Here is a 20,289-nt window from a genome sequence, read left to right on the forward strand (position 1 = left end):
CGCCCCGGATGGCCGCTCAAGCCCACGGAGCGTGCTGGGACTTTCACTCTGGCGGGGCCTGTGTGGCGGTTCCCGTGCTCGCTAGCCTCGCGGCCAAGGTGTCCAGAAACCGTGGGAGGAGCCATGAGCGGGTCTCTCGAAGTTCGACAGTTCCTCCTTCGACACGAGGGAGATGCGCAGGGATCCGCCTATGGCGGTGTGCCGGCGCAGCGGGCCGGTCACGGCGATGCTCCCCGCGTCTCCGATGACCAGGTGAGAAGGGCGCGCCTCGCCGTGGCGCGCGGGGCTTCAGGGCCGGACGATTGTGCCGAGTTGCTCGACATGCTCGGCCTGAAGCCGGACAAGGACGGTCCTCCGCCCGTACAGCGGTAGCGGCAGAACTCTGGTCGAACGGACTGCCCAGGTGCGCACCCCCTGGTCCCGCACCTGGGCAGTATTCGCTAAAGGTACTGGTCCAGACCGCTGAACGGCAATCGGTCAAGCGCCGTCCGGCCGACTGCCGTGAATCTCTTTCGCATCTGCGAATGCTTCGACCAGTTTTGGTAACAGTGTTATGGTCGCCTTGTCGAGAGGGGACCATGTGGAGACCGTCCAGGTGTCGTCGGAGTTCGCCCGTGCGAGCCGGCTGTTCGTTCAGCGCTGGGGTGGCGCGTTCATGACGTCGGAGCAGCTGGCAGAGGTCGAGGGGGAGGTTGGGCTGGGCCAGCACTCGCTGTACTTCCGGGGCCGTGCGGCGGTGCTCGGTGACCTGTCGCCGGGTGTCGCGACCGAGGTGTTCGGCATCTTCCCGCGCTGGATCTTCGACGTGGTGCTGCCGGCCGCCGTCGAGGCGATCAGCGCCACCGAGGCCGTCGCCGCCTATCAGGAGGCGTCCGCGCGCTGGGCGCGTGCGCGGCTGGCCGGGCTGGCGGAACCCGAGCGCCTCGCGGAGCTGCTGGTTCGGCTGGTCGAAGGGGCGGATGCGAGCGGCCTCGGGTTGTTCGCCGGATGGCGAGAGGCGGCGTGGCCCGCCGGTGCGGTCGAGCGGGTCGCGCACGGCTTGACCGTGCTGCGGGAGTACCGCGGCGGCGTGCATTTCGCGGCTCTGCGAGCGGTCGGGCTGACGGTGCCCGAAGCTGTGGTCGCCGATCCGGAGGGTGGGCGTGGCCGGCTCCTGCGGACGGCCTGGCAGCCGGAGGCGGCCGACGAGCTGATCGCGAGGGCCGAGGCCAGGCCGGGCCTGCGCGAGCGGTGGGCGGAGGCCGAGCGGCTGACCGACGAGCGGGCGGGCGAGCTGATCGAGGCGGTACTGAGCGAACCGGAGCGGGCCGAGTTGCTGGACCGGCTGCGCGCGCTCGACGCGGTCGCCAGGGCGTGAGCCGGGTTTGTGCTGGTAAGCCGACCGCGGTGGCGAAGGGGGACCCGTTTTGAAAGGGCTTGTGGCGGTGCCCTATGCTGGTAATCGCTCCCAGGGAGGACCTGGAGAGTGCGGTCGGTCGGTTCGCCGAAATCGGCCGGGCTCCCATCGTCCAGCGGCCTAGGACTCCGCCCTTTCAAGGCGGCAACGCGGGTTCGAATCCCGTTGGGAGTACGCAGTACAGCAAGGCCCTGTGGCGCAGTTGGTTAGCGCGTCGCCCTGTCACGGCGAAGGTCGCGGGTTCGAGTCCCGTCAGGGTCGCCAGATCTACCCCTCTCGTGAGTGCGTACACGAGTTAGAACACTGTTACGCACTCACGAGCGATCTCTCGGGCCGCCGGAGAGCGAGGCCTGTGTGCGTGCCTGGTGAACGGCGCCCACCTTCGATGCCACCATGCTGGCCTCCCCGACAAACCCGTTCGATTGCCTCCGCAACGCAGGTGCAGTGTCTCGGTTCGGGTCAGTGCCTTCGTCGTCAGCAGGCTGAAGGGCCTCTGGTAGGCGCCGGCTTCCGAGAAGAACCCGGCGCTCCCCTGGATACCACTGGGTGCGTCGAAGAAGCACGAGCCGCCGCCTTTCCTGTTCTGGCCCGCTGTTCCGGCTGCTTGAAGTACATATGACCCGGCTGGTAGTTCCAGCGAAAGCACGTCGACGGTCGTGTTGGCCGGTAGCCGTGCCCGGTAGTGACTGGCCGGTGCGCGGGGACTCGTGGGGAGTTCGGCAGACAGCTGGTTCATGGGTCACCGCAACGGCGGTGTCGCCAGTGATGGCGAAGAGTGTCATTGCGGTGCTCCGTTCAGGTGTTGGTTGCGGTGTTCAGGCGTGCGGCCAGTGACGCGACTTGCGCACCGGTCAGGTACGGCAGCGCGGCGGTGCGGCCGGTCAGCAGGAGCAGCAGCGCGGCGATGGGTCCCCGCACCTCCGGTCCGGCGCCGGCCGTCCAGTCGACGTCGGTGGCAACCAGCCGGAGCCCTGCGAGCTTGCGCCGCGCCCAGAACGGCCAGCCCTTCTGCCAGACCAGGTTGGCGCTGGCCGTGGCGGCGTCGAGTGGCATCTGGCGGGTGCGGCCGAGCGGGATCGCGATGTCCTGGCCGTGTACCAACACGTCCATCAGGAGGTTGCGGTAGTTCGTCAGCGCGGGCACTGTGCGGGACGCGGCGTGCCGCCGAAGCTCGGCGACGATCACGGCATTCGGCCGTTCGGCGTACCGGACCGAGACGTCGTGCACACACCGGTTGAAGCTGCCCCGGGCACGCACCATCTCGGCGAGCATCCGCCAGGCACCGGGCGGCTGCGGCGTGAGCAGGAGATGCGCGGCGACGTCCTTGATCTGCCACCCCACGCACAGCGAGGGCAGTTCCCATTCTTCGTCGGTGAGGGTGGCGAGCAGGTCGGCGAGGCTGCGCCGTTCCTGCTCGATCACTCGCCAGCTGTGGTCGGGCTCCATTCTTGCCTCCGTCGGTGGAATCTGAGCTCGCCGGTGATCGTGCGCTTTGAGCTCGAAAAGTGACGCTCGCGTGCGAGCACACCGCGTCAGCGGTACCCGCGGGTGGTGCACCACCTCGCGACCTGCAGGAGCCATCGCGACGTCACCCACGCGAACGGGCAAGCGGGATCGAAATACACATCGACCTGGGTCTGCTTGGCCACGTCCCGGCCTCCCACTACACTTAGTCAGTGCATCTGACCAAATACGGCACTTTAGTCAGGCATACTGACTAAAGTCAAGGAGTTCCTGCATGGCTGACGAGCCGAACACCGGGCTGTTGCTCTACATCCCCTACCGATGGCTGGAGAACCGCGTGTTCGCCGCGATGACCGAGGCGGGGTACGACATCACAACCGCCCAGATGAAGCTCATGCAGCGCGTCGGCCCCGAGGGCACCCGGTTGACCGACCTGGCCGAGCAAGCCCAGGTCACCAAGCAGACCGGCGGCTTCCTGGTGGACCAGCTCGAAAAGGGCGGCTGGGTCGAACGCGTCCCGGACCCCACCGACAAGCGCGCGCGGCTGGTGTGCCTCTCTGACAAGGCCAAAGAGGCGATCCCCGTTGCCGAAGCCGCCGTCGCCCAGGCCGAGGCCGAGTGGCAAGCCCACCTCGGTAAACAGGGAATGGCACAGCTACGACACGCCCTCACCCGGCTCCGCGAGATCACCGACCCCTACGCCTGAGCCCGCTCCAGCGCGGGGCGACATATCTGTCCGAAGAACGGTTGAGGTTCGGGTCTTGGCCGATGACTTCGGGGCAGGCGAGGTAGGCGAGGACCCATTCCAGCCGGGTGCAGCGTCGTTGCGCATGGGGAGCGGATGCCCGCCTGAGCGACCGGTGCCCCTTGGGTGCATTCAGGGCGTTGCCGCCAGATGGCCGGTCGAGGGGGGCCTGCGCGTCCATCGCTCCAGTTCCGATACACTTCGACGCGTACCTGGCCAGGTAGCTCAGTTGGTACGAGCGTCCGCCTGAAAAGCGGAAGGTCGCCGGTTCGACCCCGGCCCTGGCCACACCGATGACCTGCGAGTACGGCCCGCCTCCCCTCAGAGGCGGGCCGTTCTTGTGGAGCAGGGACTCATTTGATCTGTACAAGCTGTTCTCGTCTGGTGGTGAGTCAGCGGCTTGGGTGGCTTCCAGGGGCGTAGCTCCCATCCATTGGGCCACACGTGTTCGTAATCCAGCGGCGCAGTCGCCCCCAGTGGCAACTTCGATCGCCTCGTGCAGGGTGGTTCGTTGAAGGTCGTTCTCCTGAAAACGGTCCCCTCGTTGGCAGTTACCGAATCGAGGGCAGCAACGCCGTTGCACGTCACTTGGTGGGCAGATTGATTGAACATTGCTTCCGTCGGGATGGGAGCAGGCATACGTAGGTACGCGCACCACACATTGACGATGGGGCCGCGTTGGTCCGGATGTTCCTGGCCGAGACGTTTGAGCGCGCACGGCAAGTAGCAGGGTAAACGCAGCCCCAGCCCCGCCTGCGGCCAATAGCCCGGTACGTATGGCATCGGTCTGCGCCCGATGCCACCTCGACCGCAGCACCCTGCGCGCCCGTCGGCCATGACCACCAGCTCACCGCAGCCCCAGCCATGAGTGCTACAGCTGAATATGCCGCAACGAGCCGTTCAGCTGGTCGACGACGTCCCGCCGGATGTCCTCAGTCACGATCGAAGGCGACTAGACAACCCGGGAGGCCACGCGCTCGTCGATGCGCAGGCAGTTCCCGAAGGGATCGAGCAACGTGAGACATGCTCCGCCGTCGTTGCCTGGGCTCTCACCCATCCCGGGATTGAGGTATGGGTAGTCCTTCGCTTGCAACTCAGCATGCAGCTCGCGAACGCCGGTCGCCGCCACGTAGACGGTGTGCCCGGGCGAGCCGTCCCCATGGTGTTCGGATAGGTGCAGCACGAGCGAACCGCGGGAGACCTGCATATAGAGCGGAGCTCGCTCGCTGAATCGATGCTCCCAGTCCACATCGCAGCCCAGAAACCCGACGTAGAAGTCTCGGGCCCGGGCCTCATCGAAGATCCGCAGGATGGGGACGACACGCTGGACCGTGAGAGCCATGACCAGATCGTAGCTTCCCGCCCGAAGGCGGCTGGGCGCTCTGCACGCCCTGAGCTGCTGTTCAGGGCAGCGTCGGCGCGTCATAGATTTCTCGGTGCGGGGTGTCGCATTCGACAGCTTCCGTTCGACGCACTGACGACAGCACTTCAGACCCCCAAGGAGCAGACCCAATGCGCACCCTGATCGCCACCGCGTTCATCTCGCTCGACGGCGTCGTCGAGGCGCCCGGCGGGGAAGCGGGCTACCGCAACTCGGGCTGGACGTTCAAGGACATCGAGTTCGACGAGGCCGCCTACGAGATCAAGGGCCGCGAGCAGGCCGAGGCCGCCGCCATGATGATGGGCCGGGTGAGCTACCAGGCGTTCTCGCCGGTGTGGCCGGACATGACCGAGGAGTTCCCCGGCTACAACGCGATGCCGAAGTACGTCGTGTCGAGCACCCTGCGGGAGACGGACCTCGTGTCCAACTGGGGCGAGATCAACATCCTCCGCTCACTGGACGACGTCGCCGCACTCAAGGAGACCGAGGGCGGGCCGATCATCATCCACGGCAGCGCCACCCTGAACCGCAACCTCTCCGATGCCCGCCTGATCGACCGCTACCACCTGCTGGTCTTTCCGCTCCTGCTCGGCGCGGGCAAGCGGCTGTTCAGCGACGCCGACAAGGACAAGCAGAACCTCAAGCTCATCGAGAGCGAGTCCTACGGCAACGGAATCCAGAAGCTGGTCTACGACGTCGTCCGCTGATCAGCCCTGCCGTGGTCGGCCCTGTTCAGGGACGACCACGGCAGGCAGGGGTCACCCGCCGCTTGCCAAGGCATATCGACTATCGATATATTCCCATCGTAACTCGATCGAAGGAGGCCCGGTGGGAAAGCTGACCGTCCTGGCGTTGCGCATCGTGCTCGCGACGGTGCTCGCCGGCACGCTGTACGTGCAGGCGGTGATGGTGCCCCTGCTGGACATCGACCTGCAGGAGGCCGGTGCCGACCTGGCCACCGTGCGCGTCCCGATCGCCACCATCATCGTTCTGGGCATCGTGACCATCCAGGTGACGCTGGTCTGCGTGTGGCGGCTGCTGACCATGGTTCGCCGGGGCACGGTGTTCTCCCATGCCGCCTTCAAGTACGTGCACATCGTGATCGGCGCGGCCGCCGCGGCCTCCCTGCTCACGTTCGGGCTCGCCGTCACCCTCGCCCCGACCGCCGTCCCGCCGGGCTTCGTCCTCCTGATCTGCGGGGCGGCCGTGATGGTCGCCGGAATCGCGCTGCTCGTCCTCGTGCTGCGGATGCTGCTCGCCCAGGCCGTCGCCCGCGACGCCGACGCGCACCACCTGCAGGCCGAGCTCGACGAGGTGATCTGATGCCGATCGTCGTCGACATCGACGTGATGCTGGCCAAGCGCAAGATGTCCGTTGGGGCGCTGGCGGAACGCGTCGGGATCACGCCCGCCAACCTGGCGGTGCTCAAGAACGGTCGCGCCAAGGCCGTGCGCTTCACGACGCTCGCCGCGCTGTGCGAGGTGCTCGACTGCCAGCCCGGTGACCTGCTGCGCTGGGAGCCCGACGGTCAGGCGAGCGGGGTGACGTCGGACAGCGGCGATGCCCGATCGCGACGCCTCCCATAAAACTCAGATTGTGATATCCATCACTTGCTTTGCACATTGATCATCAATAAAGTGCTCTATTGGGTCAATGGATATTGATCAGATTGGCCAGGAACTCGGTTCACACTCCGGTACGCGCCTCGTCGAGGCGAACGGCGACACCTTCGCGATCTACGACCCCCGCGGTGATCTTCCGCCGGAGCGCCAGATGCCCTGGGCAACCATCGTCACCTCCGACGCCTACGACTCGGCCTCCGATCTCGACCGGCCCGGCGTGTTCCGGCTGAATCTCGCGCTGCCGAAGGCTCGATTCCGGGAACTGGTCGATCCCGCCGTCGAGTACGACGCCACCTCTCTCGACGTCCTGTTGCCACACCCGGTCTATGCCGGACAACACTGGATCTGTGTCCTCAACCCGCAACAGAGCTGGCCGGTCGCCCGCGAGTTGTTGCGCGAGGCGGCCGCATTCGCCGTGCGCAAGTACGACAACGCGGAGCAGCGCCGCGCCCGCCGGTGAACCCCCGGCTCAGCCGACCGGGACGGGATGTTCGAGCCAGACGTTGGGTTCCACGTAGACAGCCATGTCCTGCTCGATCGAGGCGAGCACGGGCGCCAGGCCGCCGTCGACGACGTTCGCTCCGGGGTGCAGCGGTGCGCCCGTCCAGTGTTCCCATTGCTTCAGCGTGCCGGTGATGGTCATCGCGAACGGTGCCACCTTGACGAACCGTGCTCCGAGCCGTTCGTGCGTTCGCAGCCACGGATCGTCGGACAGGCCATCGGGGCGGCGCTGGTCGAGATAGGCGCGCATCGACAGATGCGGGAAACGCTGCTTGCCGGCCGGGCGCACCGGTACCACCAGACGCTGCAACGCATGCGTTCGTGCGCCGTCTCGCAGGGCGGAAAGCGCCTGTGCCGCGACACCTCGTCCGCGATGGCCGGCATCCACCTGCACGTCCAGGGCGGCCAGCGCGGTCGGGCGACGTTCGTCGAGTGCGTCCTCCACCGCCCAGAGGATGACTCCGTCCCACCCGTGGTCCGGGAGCTCTGTCCGGTCATCGGCCGGGAAGGTCAACGGCACGCCGACCGCCCGGGCCACGGGGAGGCCCCGGTCGAGCACGACGAGGAAGTACTCGGGCCAGCGAACCGCCAGCCGGCTCGCTCTGGTCAGGCCGGCGACCTGGTCGTGCCGCATGAACTCGGCACCGACACCACCCAGTCCGAGTGCGGCGTCAAGAAGATCCGGCCGCGTCGCCAGGCTCTCGATGATCACGGCTGCTCCCTTGCGATTTGCTGTCAGGTCGGGAAGCTGCCTCTCTGCTGGACTTCGTGGCAGCGGTCCGGATGCCAAGCTGTACCCGTGAACCACGGCACCGGCTACAGCGCATACCGGCTCGACGCGAGGTCTTCGTGGTCGCTGCCGTTCCGGCTGGTGTCGGCGGTTCTCCGTAACCGCCGGATACGGCCGGCGCCATGGCTGTACGTCGCGGCGGCCGCCGCAGGCTCCCTCCTCGGCGTCGCCGCACAGTGGGCATTCGGCTGGCCGTGGTGGCTCGTGGCGGCTGCCGCGGTCGGCGCCGTGGTCCTGTTCTTCGTGTCCACCGCCTTCTGGGGGCCCACGCGCCAGGACCTTGCCGGTGACCTGCTGCGGGAGATCAGCCTACGCGAGGCCGATCTGCGGGCCCGCCGGATCGAGACGGACAGGTTCCGGGCCGCGCCATTTCCGCTCTACGGGCTGCCGCCGTCGTGGCCTGGCGCCCGGTACCTCTCATCCTCGGCACACGCCTCCGGCCCGGGGATACCGCCACGTGTCACCGCGCTCGAGCTCGGCCACGGTGCTCCCGCCGGCCGCGATACGGCGTACCTGCACGTCGAGACCCTGGCCGACAAGACTGATCGAGCGGCGCACCGGAGCGAGCTGGCCGAATGGCTGTGGCTGGAGACCGATGTGGAAGAGCCCGCCGATGCTGCGTGGTCGACCGCCACCATTGCGGTCGACGGGCGGCCGGTCGACTTCGACCTGCTGTTCTGCGGTGAGAACTGGGTGGCGCTGGCCGAGGTCGGTGGCCGTCCCGTCGTGCTTTCCGCCCGGCGCTTCGACGTCGAGACCGTCGAACTGGTCCGGATCAGCGACGTCGAACCGTACGTGCGGCGGGAATGATCGGCGACCGAGCTCACCCGGCAAGGCGGGTGAAGCCCGTGAACGGAGGCGTCAGGCTCACCGGCATGGTGTCGCCGGTCGGCGGCCGCAGCCCCGCCCGCACCTCGTCGTTCGGCTGCCCGTAGACGTCGAACTGCCGTACGCTGCAGTGTTCCATCACGTCCCGGATGTACGGATCGGACATCCGCCAGTGGGCGAGGACCGCTTCGGAGTCACGGTAGAGCTGGAAACTGTGCGCCAGCATGTTCTCCTCGTCGATGAACACCTCCACCATCAGCTGAGGTCCGTGTTCCGAGACGAACTCGACCGCCTTGCGGATCGCGTGCTTGAAGCCGTCCAGGTGCCCCTCGGTGATCGTCATCGTGTTGTGGAAAAGGATGGGTTCGTCTTGTCGCGTTCGCATGGTTCGATGCTCGAACATCGAGTGCACTGGAGGTCAACACGTGAACGACATCCGTGGTGACAGTTCCGTCCCGCCAGCGGTCGGCACCTCGCTGAGCTGGGTACGGGACGGGCAGCGGCGGCTGGAGGAGACGGTCGCCGGCCTGCCGGCCGACGCCGTGCGGGAGCCGTCGGCGCTGGCCGGGTGGACCCGGGGGCACGTGCTCACCCACCTCGCCCGCAACGCCGACGCGCTGGTGAACCTGCTGACGTGGGCGCGGACCGGCAGGCGGACGCCCATGTACTCCTCACCGGGGCAGCGCAACGCCGACATCGAGGCCGGTGCCGGACGAGCGCTCGCCGAGCAGCAGGACGACCTCCGTACCTCCGCGCGACGGTTCGCCGAGGCCGCCGCGGCGATGTCCCAGGACGACTGGCAGGCCCTGGTCACCAACGCACAGGGACGCGACATCCCCGCCGCCGAGGTTCCGTGGATGCGGGTGCGGGAGGTCTGGATCCACCTGGTCGACCTGCGCGTGGGCGCGGGCATGGACGTGCTGCCTGCCGAGCTGGCCTGGACACTCGTGCGGGAGGTCGCCGGTTCCATGTCGGCCAAAGTGGACGTGAGCGTTGAGCTGGTGGCGCACGGATACGGCCGCGTCGTCCTCGGCCCGGCACGACCGCGCGGCACGGCCGCCGGTCCGCCCGCGGCGCTCGCGGCGTGGCTCACCGGGCGGGACGGCGTGGGATCGCTCGACCGTTCCGGGGAACTGCCCGAGATTCCCCGCTGGCTCTGACCGCGGAGGCCCGGGTCACGTGCCGTTGCGGACGATCACCGTGTAGGGCCCGACATCGCGCTTGCTGAAGTCCGGCGAGCTGAACTGCTTCCCCGGGAACACGACGTCGTAACCGCCGACGTTCTGTTCCAGCGGGAACGTGTCGTGGGTGAGGTGCACCGCGTACCCGTTCTCGGCGCGGCGCAGGACGAAGACCGAAGGTGCCTGCCAGCGGCCGGCGTCCAGGCGCCGTTGCAGCTCCGCGGGGTTCGCGGCCTTGGTCCACCGCGTGATCTCGGCCCTGCGGGCGTCGAAGTCGGCCAGCGGGTTCGCGTAGTGGATGGTGCTCTGCTGGAAGCTGCGGTACGGCGCGAAGCCGAGCACCGAGTAGTTGTCCGTGAGCAGCACGAGCTCACCCGGCGGTCGCGTGGTGAACGCGTCGATGGTCTCGATGAGCTCGCCGTTCCAGGCGTCGTCGTCCTGGGGATCGCGCTCACCCGCCGCGGTCACGCCGCTCGGGTAGTGCGTGTTGTAGGCATCGTCGACGGCGTCGTCCCACGACTTGGTCGTCCCCTGAACGAGTGAGGCTCCGCCCAGGATGCCGACCGCCACGACCGCTGCGGTCGCCGTGCGCATGCGCTCCGCGCTGGTCACCCGGCCCACGTGTCGGACCGCGTCGACCAGCCCGAACACCCCGGCGCAGCTGAGCAGCACATACAGGGCCGGGTTGAACCGGAATGCGAGCAGTGTCGTCTCGAACGCCAGTGCCAGCGTGGAGAGCGCGAACCAGACATAGACGGCACCGGCGCACAGTGCCAATGCCTGAGCGATGTGGCTCTGCCGGGCCCGGACGACCAGCCAGATTGTCCCGGCCAGAGACAGCGCGCCGAGCACGGAGAACTGCAGCATCGGGAACGGCAGCATCGCCCGCGACGGTTCGAGGTAGCGGGGCGCCGCCTGCGGCGGGAATCCGGCGGCGACCGCGGCGACCAGGTAGCCGCCCCAGATGACCAGCACCAGCGGCAGCGCCGCGAGACCCATGCCGGCCAGCCGTCCAGCTGCCGTGCGCAGCGCGGCTCGCCAGGACGTGCCCGAGCGGTGGGCGAGCGCGGCGGCCAGCAGCCCCATCACAAGCAGGACGAAAAAGACGAAACCGAAGTAGAGGGTGTAGACCGCGCCGCACAGGCCCAGGAACAGGCCCACGCCGATCAGTGCGGGCCTGGGCGCCCGCCCTCGGGTCCGCAGTGTCCGCCAGGCGTGGACCATGACCGGCGGCAGCAGCGCGGCCAGCAGCCAGCAGTAGGGCTCGACCGCACCGACCGACACGTCCGGCATCCGCAGGCCGGTCAGGGTGACGGCGAGCGCGACCAGCACGGCGAGGCGAGGCCGCACGACCGTGCTCCAGAGGGCGAACACGAGCGCCGCGGTCACGGCGACGCTGACGACGGCGTAGGGCTTGTACGCCTGCCACGCCGGTATTCCGAGCAGGTCGGCGGCGCGGGCGCCGATCCAGAACCAGCCCGCCGGATAGTAGGAGGGCAGGCCCGCGTAGTTCATGTCGGCCAGCGCGGGTGAGTCGGCCAGCCGACCGAAGAACTGCATGCGGAACTGCTGATCGATCCCGATACCGCCGAGGTAGAACAGCGTGCCGTGCAGGGGAAGTGCCAGCATCGCGCTGGTCAGGCCGGACAGCCCCGCCCAGACTGCCGGGTCTGCCCACCGTGGCCACGCGCGGTGCGCGGTGCCGTAGCGGAGAGCGATGGTGGCCAGCGCGATGACGACCAGCGCCCCGCCCACGTTCAGCAGCGCCTTCGGTACCGCCGACGGGTAGGGCAGCGGCAGCAGAAGCACCGCCGACTGCACGAGCACGCTGGTGAGTGCGGCGACGGCGACCGCGGCGACCAGCCGCGCGGCGCCGCGCCAGGCTTGCCGGCCGCCGTCGTGCCGTTCCGGGTGCCCACCGGAGAGATTCACGAGCTTGTCCGAGACCTGGGCCGGGGAAGGGATGTGCCCGCACCTCCTCTGATCGCACGTACGGATGCCCTGCCATGCGGGATTCGGGTGGGCAGACTACGTGCCGCGGTTACGTGCGCGCCGTCCAGGTGCACTGTTTTCCCACGTCACAGCGATTTCACTACGGATATTCGGGCGGTTCCACCCGTTCCGTACACGAGTTGTCCACAGGTGGACAGCCTGTGGGTGAAATTGTGGACAACTGCCGTCCGGCGACGGGACTACGTCGAAACGCGTACCCGGTCGAGTCCGGAAACGGATGTCGCCGCCCCCGCCCGAACGTAGCGTCACCTGTGTCGGAGTTCCTTGCCTTTCGGGGGTGTATTGGCCGATGCGAAGAGAACGATTGTGTTCGGCCGTTTCCGCCGCCTACGTCTGGGTGGCCATGGTGGCGTTCGGCGGCATTCTCGTGGAGACGATCGTCATTTATCCGAACGTGTTTCACAACGTGCCCGAGTCGCTCGCCGGCGCGATGGACTTCTTCGAGGTGGTCGGGCCCGCGGACCTGTTTCCGCCGTTGGGAGCGGCGACGGTCGTGGCGGGATTCGCCAGCCTGGTGGTGTTGTGGCGGTATCCGCGCGTACGGATCTGGATCGCCGCCAGCCTCGTTTCCCTCCTGCTCGGCGAGTTCCTGTTCTCCATGCTGTTCTTCTGGCCGCGCAACGACATCATGTTCGAAGAGGGGATCGCCGTGCATTCCGTCGAATTCCTCCGGCAGACGGCCGCCGAGTTCGAAACGGGGCACTGGTTGCGGCTGGGAATGAGTGCCGTGACGGCGACGCTCGCCTTCACGGGGCTGCTGCGCTTCTACCGGGAATCAAGGGGGTTCGCGCGATGAACGAAACAAGGACCGAGCAGGGGCGGGTGCGGCGGCGCTCGCTGGGCATGTCCCCGCTCGGCATCTTCGGCCTGGCCGCGCTCGGCGTGCCACGTGTGATCGCGCACGACCTCGACCTCGTCGGGCCCGTCGGCAACGCCCTGCTGGTCTTCGTGCCGATCGCGGTGTGGCTCACGGTCGCGCTGTGGAAACGCGTGCCCAACGCGTTCCTGACCCTGCTCGTGGTGGGCGTGGTCTACGGCCTGCTGCTGGCGGTGACCCACCAGGTGCTGTGGGCGGAGGCGTTCGCGGACGACCCGCCCGCCCTCGGCGGCAACCTCACCGACGTGCTCGCGCCGTCGGCCGAGGGGATCGTGTTGCGGGTGTTCGCCTTCTTCAGCAGTCTCGTCACCGGAACGGTCGTCGGCGCGGTGACCGGCGCGGTCGGCTGGGCGCTCAGCCGGCTGGTTCCAGGGTTTCGTCTGCGGTAGCGGATGCTTGGGCAAGGAGGAGTCCTGATCGGACAGCCGAACGACGAGCCGTCCGGCGGCGACCGGCGGCGGCTGATGGTCGACACCGGCCTCGCCATGCTCGTACTGATCGTGGTGGGCACGGCGATCACCGCGAACGTCGGCACCGAGTCGACCGAGCCCGGCCCTGCCGCCTATGCCTTCGGTGCCCTGCTCGGCTCGCTGATGTTCGTGCGGCGTCGCTGGCCGGTGGCGACGTTGCTGATCACCGCGGGTGCGCTGCTCGTCTACTACATGCTGTCCTACCCGCCGGTCGGCCTGGCCGCGCCGGTCGCCGCGGCGCTGTACTCGGCGGCCGAGCAGGGCAGGATCCGCTGGTCGATCGGCACGGCGGTCGCGCTGCTGGCGCTCTCGACGGTGACGCGGCTCGCCGAGGGTGACGACGTCGCCTACGTGCTCGGGCTCGAGTTCGCCATGTCGGCCGGGCTGATGGCCGCCGTCGTCGCGCTGGGCGACAGCGTCCGGTCCCGCCGGGGCTGGCGGGCCGAGCTGGACAAACAGGCCCACGCCGCGGTGCTGGAACGGGAACGGGAGGCGGCGCGGCGCGTCGAGGAGGAACGGCTGCGGATCGCCAGGGACCTGCACGACCTGCTCGCCCACACGGTGTCGGTGATCTCGCTGCACGCGGACGTGGCCAGGGAGGCGCTGCACGACGAGCCCGCGACCGCCGAGCGGTCACTCGCCGCGGTCCGGGGTGCGTGCGGCGACGTGGTGGGGGAGCTGCGGGCGACTCTGCGGGCACTGCGCGCCGGCGACGGTGACGACGCCGCCGACGAGAACCGCGCGCCGGTGGCCGGGCTCGCCCAGCTGGACGGCCTCGTCGAGCACGCCACCGCGGCCGGGCTCGACGTGCGGGTCCGCCGTACCGGCGTGCGGGCGGAGCTGCCTGCGATCGCGGACGCGACCGCCTACCGGCTGGTTCAGGAGTCGCTGAGCAACGTGCAACGGCATGCCGGGGCACGCACGGTCGTCATCGAGCTGGAGCACGGCGAGGACGCCCTGCGGGTACGGGTGTGCGACGACGGTCGCGGCGCGGCCGAGTCCGACCTGACCGACCCGGACGGGGGCTGGGGGATCATCGGTATGCGCGAGCGGCTGACGCTGCTCGGCGGCAGCCTGCGGACGACGTCGCGACGAGGTGAGGGATTCGTGGTCGAGGCATGTGTCCCGCTGAACGGGCAGGCGTGATCCGCGTCGTGCTGGTGGACGACCAGCATCTCGTGCGAGAAGGGCTGCGGGCGCTGCTCGACCGCGCCGACGACCTCACCGTGGTCGGCGACGCGGGCACCGGCGACGCCGGGGTCGAGCTCGTCGGCAGGCACCGGCCCGACGTGGTCCTGATGGACATCCGCATGCCCGGCGGTGACGGCATCACCGCCACCAGGAGGATCGTCGAGGATCACGCGCTGCGTGAGGTCCGGGTCATCGTGCTCACGACCTTCGACACCGATGAGCACATTCTCGACGCCGTCCGAGCAGGTGCCGCGGGCTTCCTGCTCAAGAACGCCTCCCCGGAGGAGATGCGGGAGGCCGTCCGCATCGTCGCCCGCGGGGACGCGCTGCTCTCCCCCGCGGTCACCCGGCGGGTCATGCGGGCCGCGGCGGCGGGCCCGTCCCCGCGGGCACGGGAACGGCTGGCCACCCTCACCGAACGGGAGCGGCAGGTGCTCGCCAAGGTCGGGCAAGGATGCTCCAACAGCGAGATCGGGGCGGCTCTCTTCATGAGCCCGGCCACCGCGCGGACCCATGTCGGCCGCCTGCTCGGCAAGCTCGGCGCCCGCGACCGTGCACAACTCGTCGTCGCGGCCTACGAGACCGGCCTCGTCGCCCCGGGCGAATAGGTTTCCGGCGGCGCCGAAGGGGAACACGGCAGCCGTGTGCCAGCATTCCGCCCGGCCGGACCCGCCCCGCGACGCCCGTGCCCGGCTCCGCCACACCGCCGAGGACGCGTTCGGCTGGTCCCGGCTGCGTCCTGAGCAGCTGACCGCGATGGAGGAGCTGCTCGACGGCCGCGACGTGCTCGTCGTGATGCCGACCGGCTCCGGCAAGTCCGCCATCTACCAGGTGCCCGCGCTGCTGCTGCCCGGGCCGACCGTCGTCGTCTCGCCGCTGATCGCGCTCCAGCGCGACCAGGCCGCCCAGCTCGACGACAGCGACGCGCCCGACGCGGTCACGCTCAACTCGCTCCAGCGCCGCCGGGACAGCGAACACGCCTGGGCCGCCGTCGACTCGGGGGACGCCGAGTACCTGTTCCTCTCCCCGGAGCAGCTCGCGAGGGAGGATGTGCTCGCGGAGCTGCGCCGGATGCGTCCCACACTCTTCGTCGTCGACGAGGCGCACTGCATCTCCGCATGGGGACACGACTTCCGGCCGGACTACCTCCGCCTCGGCCACGTCGTCGAAAGCCTCGGGCAGCCACGGGTGCTGGCGCTGACCGCCACCGCGAGCCTGCCGGTACGCGACGACATCGTGGCCCGGCTCGGCATGCGTGACGCGGCCCGCGTCATCGCCGGCTTCGACCGGCCCAACCTCTACTTCGAGGTTCGCCGGTTCGATGACGACGGCGCCAAGCGCGACGCGGTGATCGAATGGACCGTCCGGGCGGCCAGGCCGGGGCTGCTCTACGCCGCGAGCCGCAAGGACACCGAGCGCTATGCGCGGGAACTCGCCGAACGCGGGGTGCGGGCGGCGGCGTTCCACGCCGGTCTCGACCGGGCCGAACGCAAGCGGGTGCACGAGCGGTTCCTTGCCGGCGAACTCGACGTGGTGGCTGCGACCTCGGCCTTCGGCATGGGCATCGACAAGCCCAACGTGCGGTTCGTCGCCCACGCGTCGGTGCCGGAGTCGCTGGACTCCTACTACCAGCAGATCGGCCGCGCCGGGCGCGACGGCGAGCGGGCCGACGCGGTGCTGTTCTACCGCCCGCAGGATCTCAGCCTGCAACGCTTTCTCACCTCGCGCCGGTTCGACCCGGACGGCGTGCGCGAGGTCGCCGAGGCCGTGCGCGAGCACGACGGTCCGGCCAGCCCGCAGGATGTCGACAGCGAGGTGGACCAGACCCATCGCCGCGCGATGCGCAGCCTCGACCTGCTGCACGACGCGGACGTCGTCGAGCCGACCCCGGAGGGGCGTTTCGAGCTCCGCGAGGACGGGGCCGCCGCCGACGAGGCCGTGGATCGCGTGGCGGGCGAGTTCGAGAAGCGCAGGCGTTTCGACCGCTCCCGCATCGAGATTATGCGGCACTACGCGGAGACGCGGTCGTGCCGCAGGCGCTACCTGCTCGGCTACTTCGGCGAGTCGCTCGAACGCCCCTGCGGATTCTGCGACACGTGTGCGGCCGGGACCGCGCAGGAGCACACCACCTCCGCGGGCTCGGACGCCGAGTTCCCCGCCGACACGCGGGTCCACCATGCGGAATGGGGCTCCGGGACCGTGGTGTACCACGAGGACGACCGGGTCACGATCCTGTTCGACGACGCCGGCTACCGCACGCTGTCCATGCCCGCGGTCCGCCGTCGCCGCCTGCTGACCAGGGAGTAGCTCACGGCCCGCGGTCACCGGCGCTCGGCTGTCGCGCCGGTGCAGTCCCCGACCATCGTTCGCAGCGCACGCTCGGCCGCCAGCAGCAGTGCACCCTGCGCGCTTCACGTGGTTGGCGGATCCGCACTGCGTATTCGGTCGGTGAGCCGCCGATGCAGCTCCTGGGGTCACCCGGAGTTGCTCCCGCAGGCGAGGAGCGCGGTCGCCATCGCGCTCCAGCGGCCGCTGGTAGCAGGCGGCGGCGTGCGCCAACCGCTCCAGCAGGTCGGCGAAGGTGTCGTCGAAAGCGCCGTCGAGTGACTTCGCCGTGTCTTCGGTGTCCTCTGTGCCCTCGGTGTCGTCTGTGTCCTTGTGTTGTCCGGATTCTCCGCATGCCCGGCCGCGATCAGCGTGTCGGTGATGTGCTGCACCTGCTTGGTGACCTCGTGCAGCGCCGAAATGGCGCTCTCGTACTCGGACGGGACCGTGACTCGGCGCCGTCGCCACGGCAGCAGCCTGCGGGGTTGAACCAGGTGCTCTCGCGGCCCAGCGGGCGGTCTCCTCGGCGTACCTGGCGGTGGTCTCCAAACCGCGTGCCTGGGACAGCCAGCCCCTGGCGTCCCCCCGGTCCAGCTGTCGCGCAGTCCCCCGGCGATCGTGCGCAGGAGCCGCTCGACCTCCCTGCTCGTCCCTTCGACGCTGCGGTGGGTACTGCGCTGGTGCATGGGCGGGATGACGAGGAGGTTGACGGCGACGCCGACCGCGGCGCCGAGGCTGGTCTCCAGGACGCGCAGCAGCAGGTAGCCGACGTTGTCGGCGGTCCCGTAGGTGAGCATGAGCAGCGCAGTGACGCCGACCCAGATACCGCTGCCACCGAGCCAGCGCCACTGCCCCCCCCACCGCCATGCCGACGAAGACGGCGACCAGGAGCGCGACCCGCCTGCTGCGGGATCAGCTTGATCGTGCCGAACGCCGGCAGTACACCGAGTGCCAGGGCCGCACCTCATGCACGGCATTGGTCATGGGCCGGTACACGGTCTCGCTCATCATGAAGACGGCGGCGTAGGGCGCGATGAACGACTGCGAGGGGTCGACCTGCTGTGCGACCAGCCACGCGATCACCGCGGCTACCGCCATCTTGGCGGCCTGGATGGACCCTTCGCGTTCCCGGCCGGACTCCCGGACCGCCTGCCTCACCCACCGGGCCGGGGCCAGCAGCCGCGCGGCGGCGATCATCACGGTGCGGCCGGGCCGAGGAGGGGCATTGTGCTGGCAACCCGCCGGCTCGCCACCCGAACCCGGCGCCGTTGTGTTTGGGTTCGCGCCGATCGGTTATTCCGGTCGTGAACGGAGTGTCCGTTTCGAGGCGAAGGGGGACAGCGGTGACCGACGCAAGGGCGACCCGGCAGCGGACGAGGCCGGTACAGCCGATTGCCGCGGCGGTGGGCGCGGTGTTCGTGGTGGTCGGCGTGCTGGGCTTCATCCCCGGCGTGACGGCGGACTACGACCAGCTCGGCTTCGCCGGACCCGGCTCGGCGGCGATGCTGTTCGGCGTGTTCGCCGTCTCGGTGCTGCACAACATCGTGCACCTGCTGTTCGGCGTGGTCGGCCTGGCGGCGGCGCGCTCGGCGGCTGTTTCGCGGGCGTTCCTGGTCATTGGCGGTGGTGTCTACCTGCTGCTGTGGGTCTACGGGCTGGCGATCGACCTCTCCAGCAGCGCCAACTTCGTGCCCCTGAACACCGCCGACAACTGGCTGCATCTCGGGCTGGGCGTCGGCATGATCGGGCTGGGCCTGCTCGGCACGGCGATCGAGCGAACGAAGATCGGCTAGCCCCCCCCGTTTCCCCTGGTCACCACTCGTGAGTGCGCACGCGAGTTAGAACTCGCGCGCGCACTCACGAGCTTTGCCGGCGCCGGTACCAGGTGTCACCGACCACCATGTCGGTCAACGACCTGCTCTCGCAGTACTCGACCAGGTCGGACATGCGGTTGATGAACCCGCTGCCGTTGAAGTTCAGCGACGTGTTGCACAGCATTCCGGTGCCGCATTCGTCGGCGAACGCGGTGAGCAGTTCGTGCAGGCGCCCGTTCGTGACGGCGCCCACCGTCTGCGCCCGCGCCGTGCCGTCCACGTGGGTGACCGCGCCGAACTCCGCCGAGCGCAAACGCTGGAAATACAGCATGTAAGGATCGCGCAACGGTGTCGCGAACACCATGTCGAGGTCCTCCTCGCGGCAGCACGGCGCGATCGGCCGGTAGTCCTCCCGCTGCTTGATGGCGTTCAGCCGGTCGCGCGTTCCCGGGTGGAACGGTTCAGCGAGCAGTGAGCGGTTTCCCAGCGCCCGCGGGCCGATCTCCCACCTGCCCTGCACCCAGGCGACGATGCGACCGCGCGCGAGCGCGCCGGCGAGTTCCCGGTGATCAAGCCTCGTCGCCGTCCAGCGCGCCGGGTCGGGGGTGCGGTCGTGCTGGAACTCCAGTCCGCTGTAGACGTCCCAGCCGATGTGCGGATCGCCCTGGATGGTGCACAGTGCGTCGATCGCGGTGCCGATGGCCGAGCCGGAGTCGTTGGTGCACGGCGGGACGAACACCGACGAGAAGTAACCGTCACGCCGCCAGCGCTCGTTCCAATCGCAGTTGAGCCCGCAACCGCCGGAGATCCGCAGCGGAATGCCCGGCGGCAGCTCCTCTTTCGCCGCCTGGGCGAAGATCTGGTAGATGCGCTCGGTGAGCAGCGCCGCGGCGTGCTTCGCCACCTCGGACTCCACGCCCGCGTTGTACACGGGCGAGTCGCGGAAGGCCTCCTTCGGCGCCGGGTAGACGTCGTCCATCGAGAGAATTCCCTCGACCGTGCCTGCGATCGCCGGATCTCTCTCGTCCGCCTCGCCGTAGGCCGCCAGCGCCATGAGCTTTCCGCTGACCCCGAGATCCGGCACCGCGCCGCGGTCGGGAAACGTGGGATCGGCGAGCGCGAACAGGAACGCGTAGCGGGCGCCGGGCGCCGACAGCACGGGAATCTCGCGTCGCACCCGGAAATGCTCGTCGACCAGGTAGAAGCTTCCGGTCACGCCCTCCCACACCAGGACCGCCTGTTCCTGTGGCCGGGCCAACCGGGGTGCCATGCCCAGCGCCATCATGATGTGCGAGCGGACGTGTGACGACGAGAAGTACTCGGCCGGGTGACCGAACCAGCTCGTCCGGCGCCGTACGGGTTCATCGACGCCGTGGTAGCCGGCCGCGATCGGCTGCCTGCCGGTCTGCCAGCCACCGACGGCGACCACGTCGGGTGGTGCGCCGACCCGTTCGGCAAGGCCGAGAAGTGTGCTCGGGGTGAACGCAGAGTTCCGCGGGAACGAGTCCTTCTCCGACTCCAGGGAGAGCTCCAGTCTCCGGTCGTCGATGACGGCGACGCCGCCGTCGTGGCCCGGTTTGAAGGCCGCTACCAGCACCTCTGATCACTTCCCTGCTCTCGGCGACGGCGAGTCCTCCGTGGGTCGTACCCACGGTGCCGTCCGTCAAACGGTCGTCGCCGTGCGTGCACGG

General features: G+C 69.1%; 23 protein-coding genes and 3 tRNA genes. 18 read left to right on the forward strand and 8 right to left on the reverse strand.

All coding sequences use genetic code 11. The features are described 5' to 3' along the window. Positions 1–123: 123 nt before the first annotated feature. From JAP66_RS31925 to JAP66_RS02250, 4 genes are all read left to right on the forward strand, one after another. Complete coding sequence (locus JAP66_RS31925) at positions 124–372, forward strand: hypothetical protein (RefSeq protein WP_235998653.1); 249 nt, start codon at positions 124–126, stop codon at positions 370–372. 208 nt (positions 373–580) lie between these two features. Then, complete coding sequence (locus JAP66_RS02240) at positions 581–1,357, forward strand: SCO6745 family protein (RefSeq protein WP_199430037.1); 777 nt, start codon at positions 581–583, stop codon at positions 1,355–1,357. A gap of 140 nt (positions 1,358–1,497) precedes the next feature. Beyond that, positions 1,498–1,570, forward strand: a tRNA-Glu gene (locus JAP66_RS02245). A gap of 13 nt (positions 1,571–1,583) precedes the next feature. Next, a tRNA-Asp gene (locus JAP66_RS02250) sits at positions 1,584–1,660 on the forward strand. Positions 1,661–2,191: 531 nt separating this feature from the next. On the opposite strand, the gene JAP66_RS02255 is transcribed toward JAP66_RS02250, so the two are convergent. Then, positions 2,192–2,842 carry a maleylpyruvate isomerase family mycothiol-dependent enzyme gene (locus JAP66_RS02255; RefSeq protein WP_199429718.1) on the reverse strand — a complete coding sequence of 217 codons (651 nt, stop codon included), beginning with the start codon at positions 2,840–2,842 and terminating at the stop codon, positions 2,192–2,194. Between the two features lie 292 nt (positions 2,843–3,134). On the opposite strand from JAP66_RS02255, the gene JAP66_RS02260 reads away from it, so the two are divergent. Beyond that, entirely contained in the window at positions 3,135–3,566 is a 432-nt protein-coding gene (locus JAP66_RS02260; RefSeq protein ID WP_199429720.1) for a MarR family winged helix-turn-helix transcriptional regulator, read from the forward strand. Between the two features lie 253 nt (positions 3,567–3,819). Next, positions 3,820–3,893, forward strand: a tRNA-Phe gene (locus JAP66_RS02265). A 664-nt stretch (positions 3,894–4,557) separates the two neighbouring features. Here the strand turns inward: JAP66_RS02265 and JAP66_RS02270 are convergent. After that, positions 4,558–4,947: a glyoxalase superfamily protein gene (locus JAP66_RS02270; RefSeq protein WP_199429722.1), complete on the reverse strand. Its 390-nt coding sequence runs from the start codon at positions 4,945–4,947 to the stop codon at positions 4,558–4,560. A 170-nt stretch (positions 4,948–5,117) separates the two neighbouring features. Here JAP66_RS02270 and JAP66_RS02275 point away from each other — a divergent pair, with 170 nt between their 5' ends. From JAP66_RS02275 to JAP66_RS02290, 4 genes are all read left to right on the forward strand, one after another. After that, entirely contained in the window at positions 5,118–5,693 is a 576-nt protein-coding gene (locus JAP66_RS02275) for a dihydrofolate reductase family protein (RefSeq protein ID WP_199429724.1), read from the forward strand. A gap of 121 nt (positions 5,694–5,814) precedes the next feature. Then, positions 5,815–6,309 (forward strand): DUF2975 domain-containing protein, encoded by a 495-nt coding sequence (locus tag JAP66_RS02280; RefSeq protein ID WP_199429726.1) that lies wholly within the window; start codon positions 5,815–5,817, stop codon positions 6,307–6,309. Beyond that, positions 6,309–6,572: a helix-turn-helix domain-containing protein gene (locus JAP66_RS02285; protein ID WP_199429728.1), complete on the forward strand. Its 264-nt coding sequence runs from the start codon at positions 6,309–6,311 to the stop codon at positions 6,570–6,572. Before JAP66_RS02280 ends, JAP66_RS02285 begins: the two co-directional genes overlap by 1 nt. A gap of 67 nt (positions 6,573–6,639) precedes the next feature. Further along, complete coding sequence (locus tag JAP66_RS02290; RefSeq protein ID WP_199429730.1) at positions 6,640–7,068, forward strand: DUF6194 family protein; 429 nt, start codon at positions 6,640–6,642, stop codon at positions 7,066–7,068. 9 nt (positions 7,069–7,077) lie between these two features. On the opposite strand, the gene JAP66_RS02295 is transcribed toward JAP66_RS02290, so the two are convergent. Beyond that, a complete protein-coding gene (locus JAP66_RS02295; RefSeq protein ID WP_199429732.1) occupies positions 7,078–7,821 on the reverse strand; it encodes a Long-chain-fatty-acid--CoA ligase in 744 nt (247 codons plus the stop codon). A gap of 87 nt (positions 7,822–7,908) precedes the next feature. Here JAP66_RS02295 and JAP66_RS02300 point away from each other — a divergent pair, with 87 nt between their 5' ends. Next, positions 7,909–8,709, forward strand: coding sequence for a hypothetical protein (locus JAP66_RS02300; protein ID WP_199429734.1), 801 nt, complete (start codon positions 7,909–7,911; stop codon positions 8,707–8,709). Between the two features lie 13 nt (positions 8,710–8,722). Here JAP66_RS02300 and JAP66_RS02305 read toward each other — a convergent pair whose 3' ends face one another. Next, positions 8,723–9,112, reverse strand: coding sequence for a hypothetical protein (locus JAP66_RS02305; RefSeq protein WP_199429736.1), 390 nt, complete (start codon positions 9,110–9,112; stop codon positions 8,723–8,725). 40 nt (positions 9,113–9,152) lie between these two features. On the opposite strand from JAP66_RS02305, the gene JAP66_RS02310 reads away from it, so the two are divergent. Then, positions 9,153–9,887, forward strand: coding sequence for a maleylpyruvate isomerase family mycothiol-dependent enzyme (locus JAP66_RS02310; RefSeq protein ID WP_199429738.1), 735 nt, complete (start codon positions 9,153–9,155; stop codon positions 9,885–9,887). Positions 9,888–9,902: 15 nt separating this feature from the next. Here JAP66_RS02310 and JAP66_RS02315 read toward each other — a convergent pair whose 3' ends face one another. Then, positions 9,903–11,840: an arabinofuranosyltransferase gene (locus tag JAP66_RS02315; protein WP_199429740.1), complete on the reverse strand. Its 1,938-nt coding sequence runs from the start codon at positions 11,838–11,840 to the stop codon at positions 9,903–9,905. Positions 11,841–12,198: 358 nt separating this feature from the next. On the opposite strand from JAP66_RS02315, the gene JAP66_RS02320 reads away from it, so the two are divergent. The 5 genes from JAP66_RS02320 to JAP66_RS02340 are packed head-to-tail and all read left to right on the forward strand — an operon-like array spanning position 12,199 to position 16,766. After that, the gene (locus JAP66_RS02320; RefSeq protein ID WP_307849405.1) at positions 12,199–12,717 is read left to right on the forward strand and encodes a DUF1772 domain-containing protein; all 519 of its coding nucleotides are present in this window, start codon (positions 12,199–12,201) and stop codon (positions 12,715–12,717) included. Further along, entirely contained in the window at positions 12,714–13,187 is a 474-nt protein-coding gene (locus tag JAP66_RS02325) for a hypothetical protein (RefSeq protein ID WP_199429742.1), read from the forward strand. Before JAP66_RS02320 ends, JAP66_RS02325 begins: the two co-directional genes overlap by 4 nt. 3 nt (positions 13,188–13,190) lie before the next feature. Beyond that, the gene (locus JAP66_RS02330; protein WP_235998656.1) at positions 13,191–14,414 is read left to right on the forward strand and encodes a sensor histidine kinase; all 1,224 of its coding nucleotides are present in this window, start codon (positions 13,191–13,193) and stop codon (positions 14,412–14,414) included. Next, on the forward strand, positions 14,411–15,067 hold the full coding sequence (locus JAP66_RS02335) for a response regulator (RefSeq protein ID WP_199429744.1): 657 nt from the start codon (positions 14,411–14,413) through the stop codon (positions 15,065–15,067). Before JAP66_RS02330 ends, JAP66_RS02335 begins: the two co-directional genes overlap by 4 nt. Positions 15,068–15,101: 34 nt before the next feature. After that, positions 15,102–16,766 carry a RecQ family ATP-dependent DNA helicase gene (locus JAP66_RS02340; RefSeq protein ID WP_307849406.1) on the forward strand — a complete coding sequence of 555 codons (1,665 nt, stop codon included), beginning with the start codon at positions 15,102–15,104 and terminating at the stop codon, positions 16,764–16,766. 167 nt (positions 16,767–16,933) lie between these two features. On the opposite strand, the gene JAP66_RS02345 is transcribed toward JAP66_RS02340, so the two are convergent. Together JAP66_RS02345 and JAP66_RS02350 are read right to left on the reverse strand one after the other, a co-directional pair. Beyond that, on the reverse strand, positions 16,934–17,581 hold the full coding sequence (locus JAP66_RS02345) for an aromatic acid exporter family protein (RefSeq protein WP_199429748.1): 648 nt from the start codon (positions 17,579–17,581) through the stop codon (positions 16,934–16,936). 115 nt (positions 17,582–17,696) lie between these two features. Continuing rightward, complete coding sequence (locus JAP66_RS02350; protein WP_199429750.1) at positions 17,697–17,984, reverse strand: aromatic acid exporter family protein; 288 nt, start codon at positions 17,982–17,984, stop codon at positions 17,697–17,699. A gap of 143 nt (positions 17,985–18,127) precedes the next feature. Between JAP66_RS02350 and JAP66_RS02355 the strand changes: the two genes are divergently transcribed. Further along, on the forward strand, positions 18,128–18,577 hold the full coding sequence (locus JAP66_RS02355) for a DUF4383 domain-containing protein (RefSeq protein WP_199429752.1): 450 nt from the start codon (positions 18,128–18,130) through the stop codon (positions 18,575–18,577). Between the two features lie 64 nt (positions 18,578–18,641). Here the strand turns inward: JAP66_RS02355 and JAP66_RS02360 are convergent, their stop codons facing one another. Next, positions 18,642–20,195, reverse strand: coding sequence for a carbamoyltransferase C-terminal domain-containing protein (locus tag JAP66_RS02360; protein WP_199429754.1), 1,554 nt, complete (start codon positions 20,193–20,195; stop codon positions 18,642–18,644). Between the last annotated feature and the right edge of the window lie 94 nt (positions 20,196–20,289).

The organism is Qaidamihabitans albus (assembly GCF_016464705.1).
GTDB classification, from domain to species: domain Bacteria; phylum Actinomycetota; class Actinomycetes; order Mycobacteriales; family Pseudonocardiaceae; genus Qaidamihabitans; species Qaidamihabitans albus.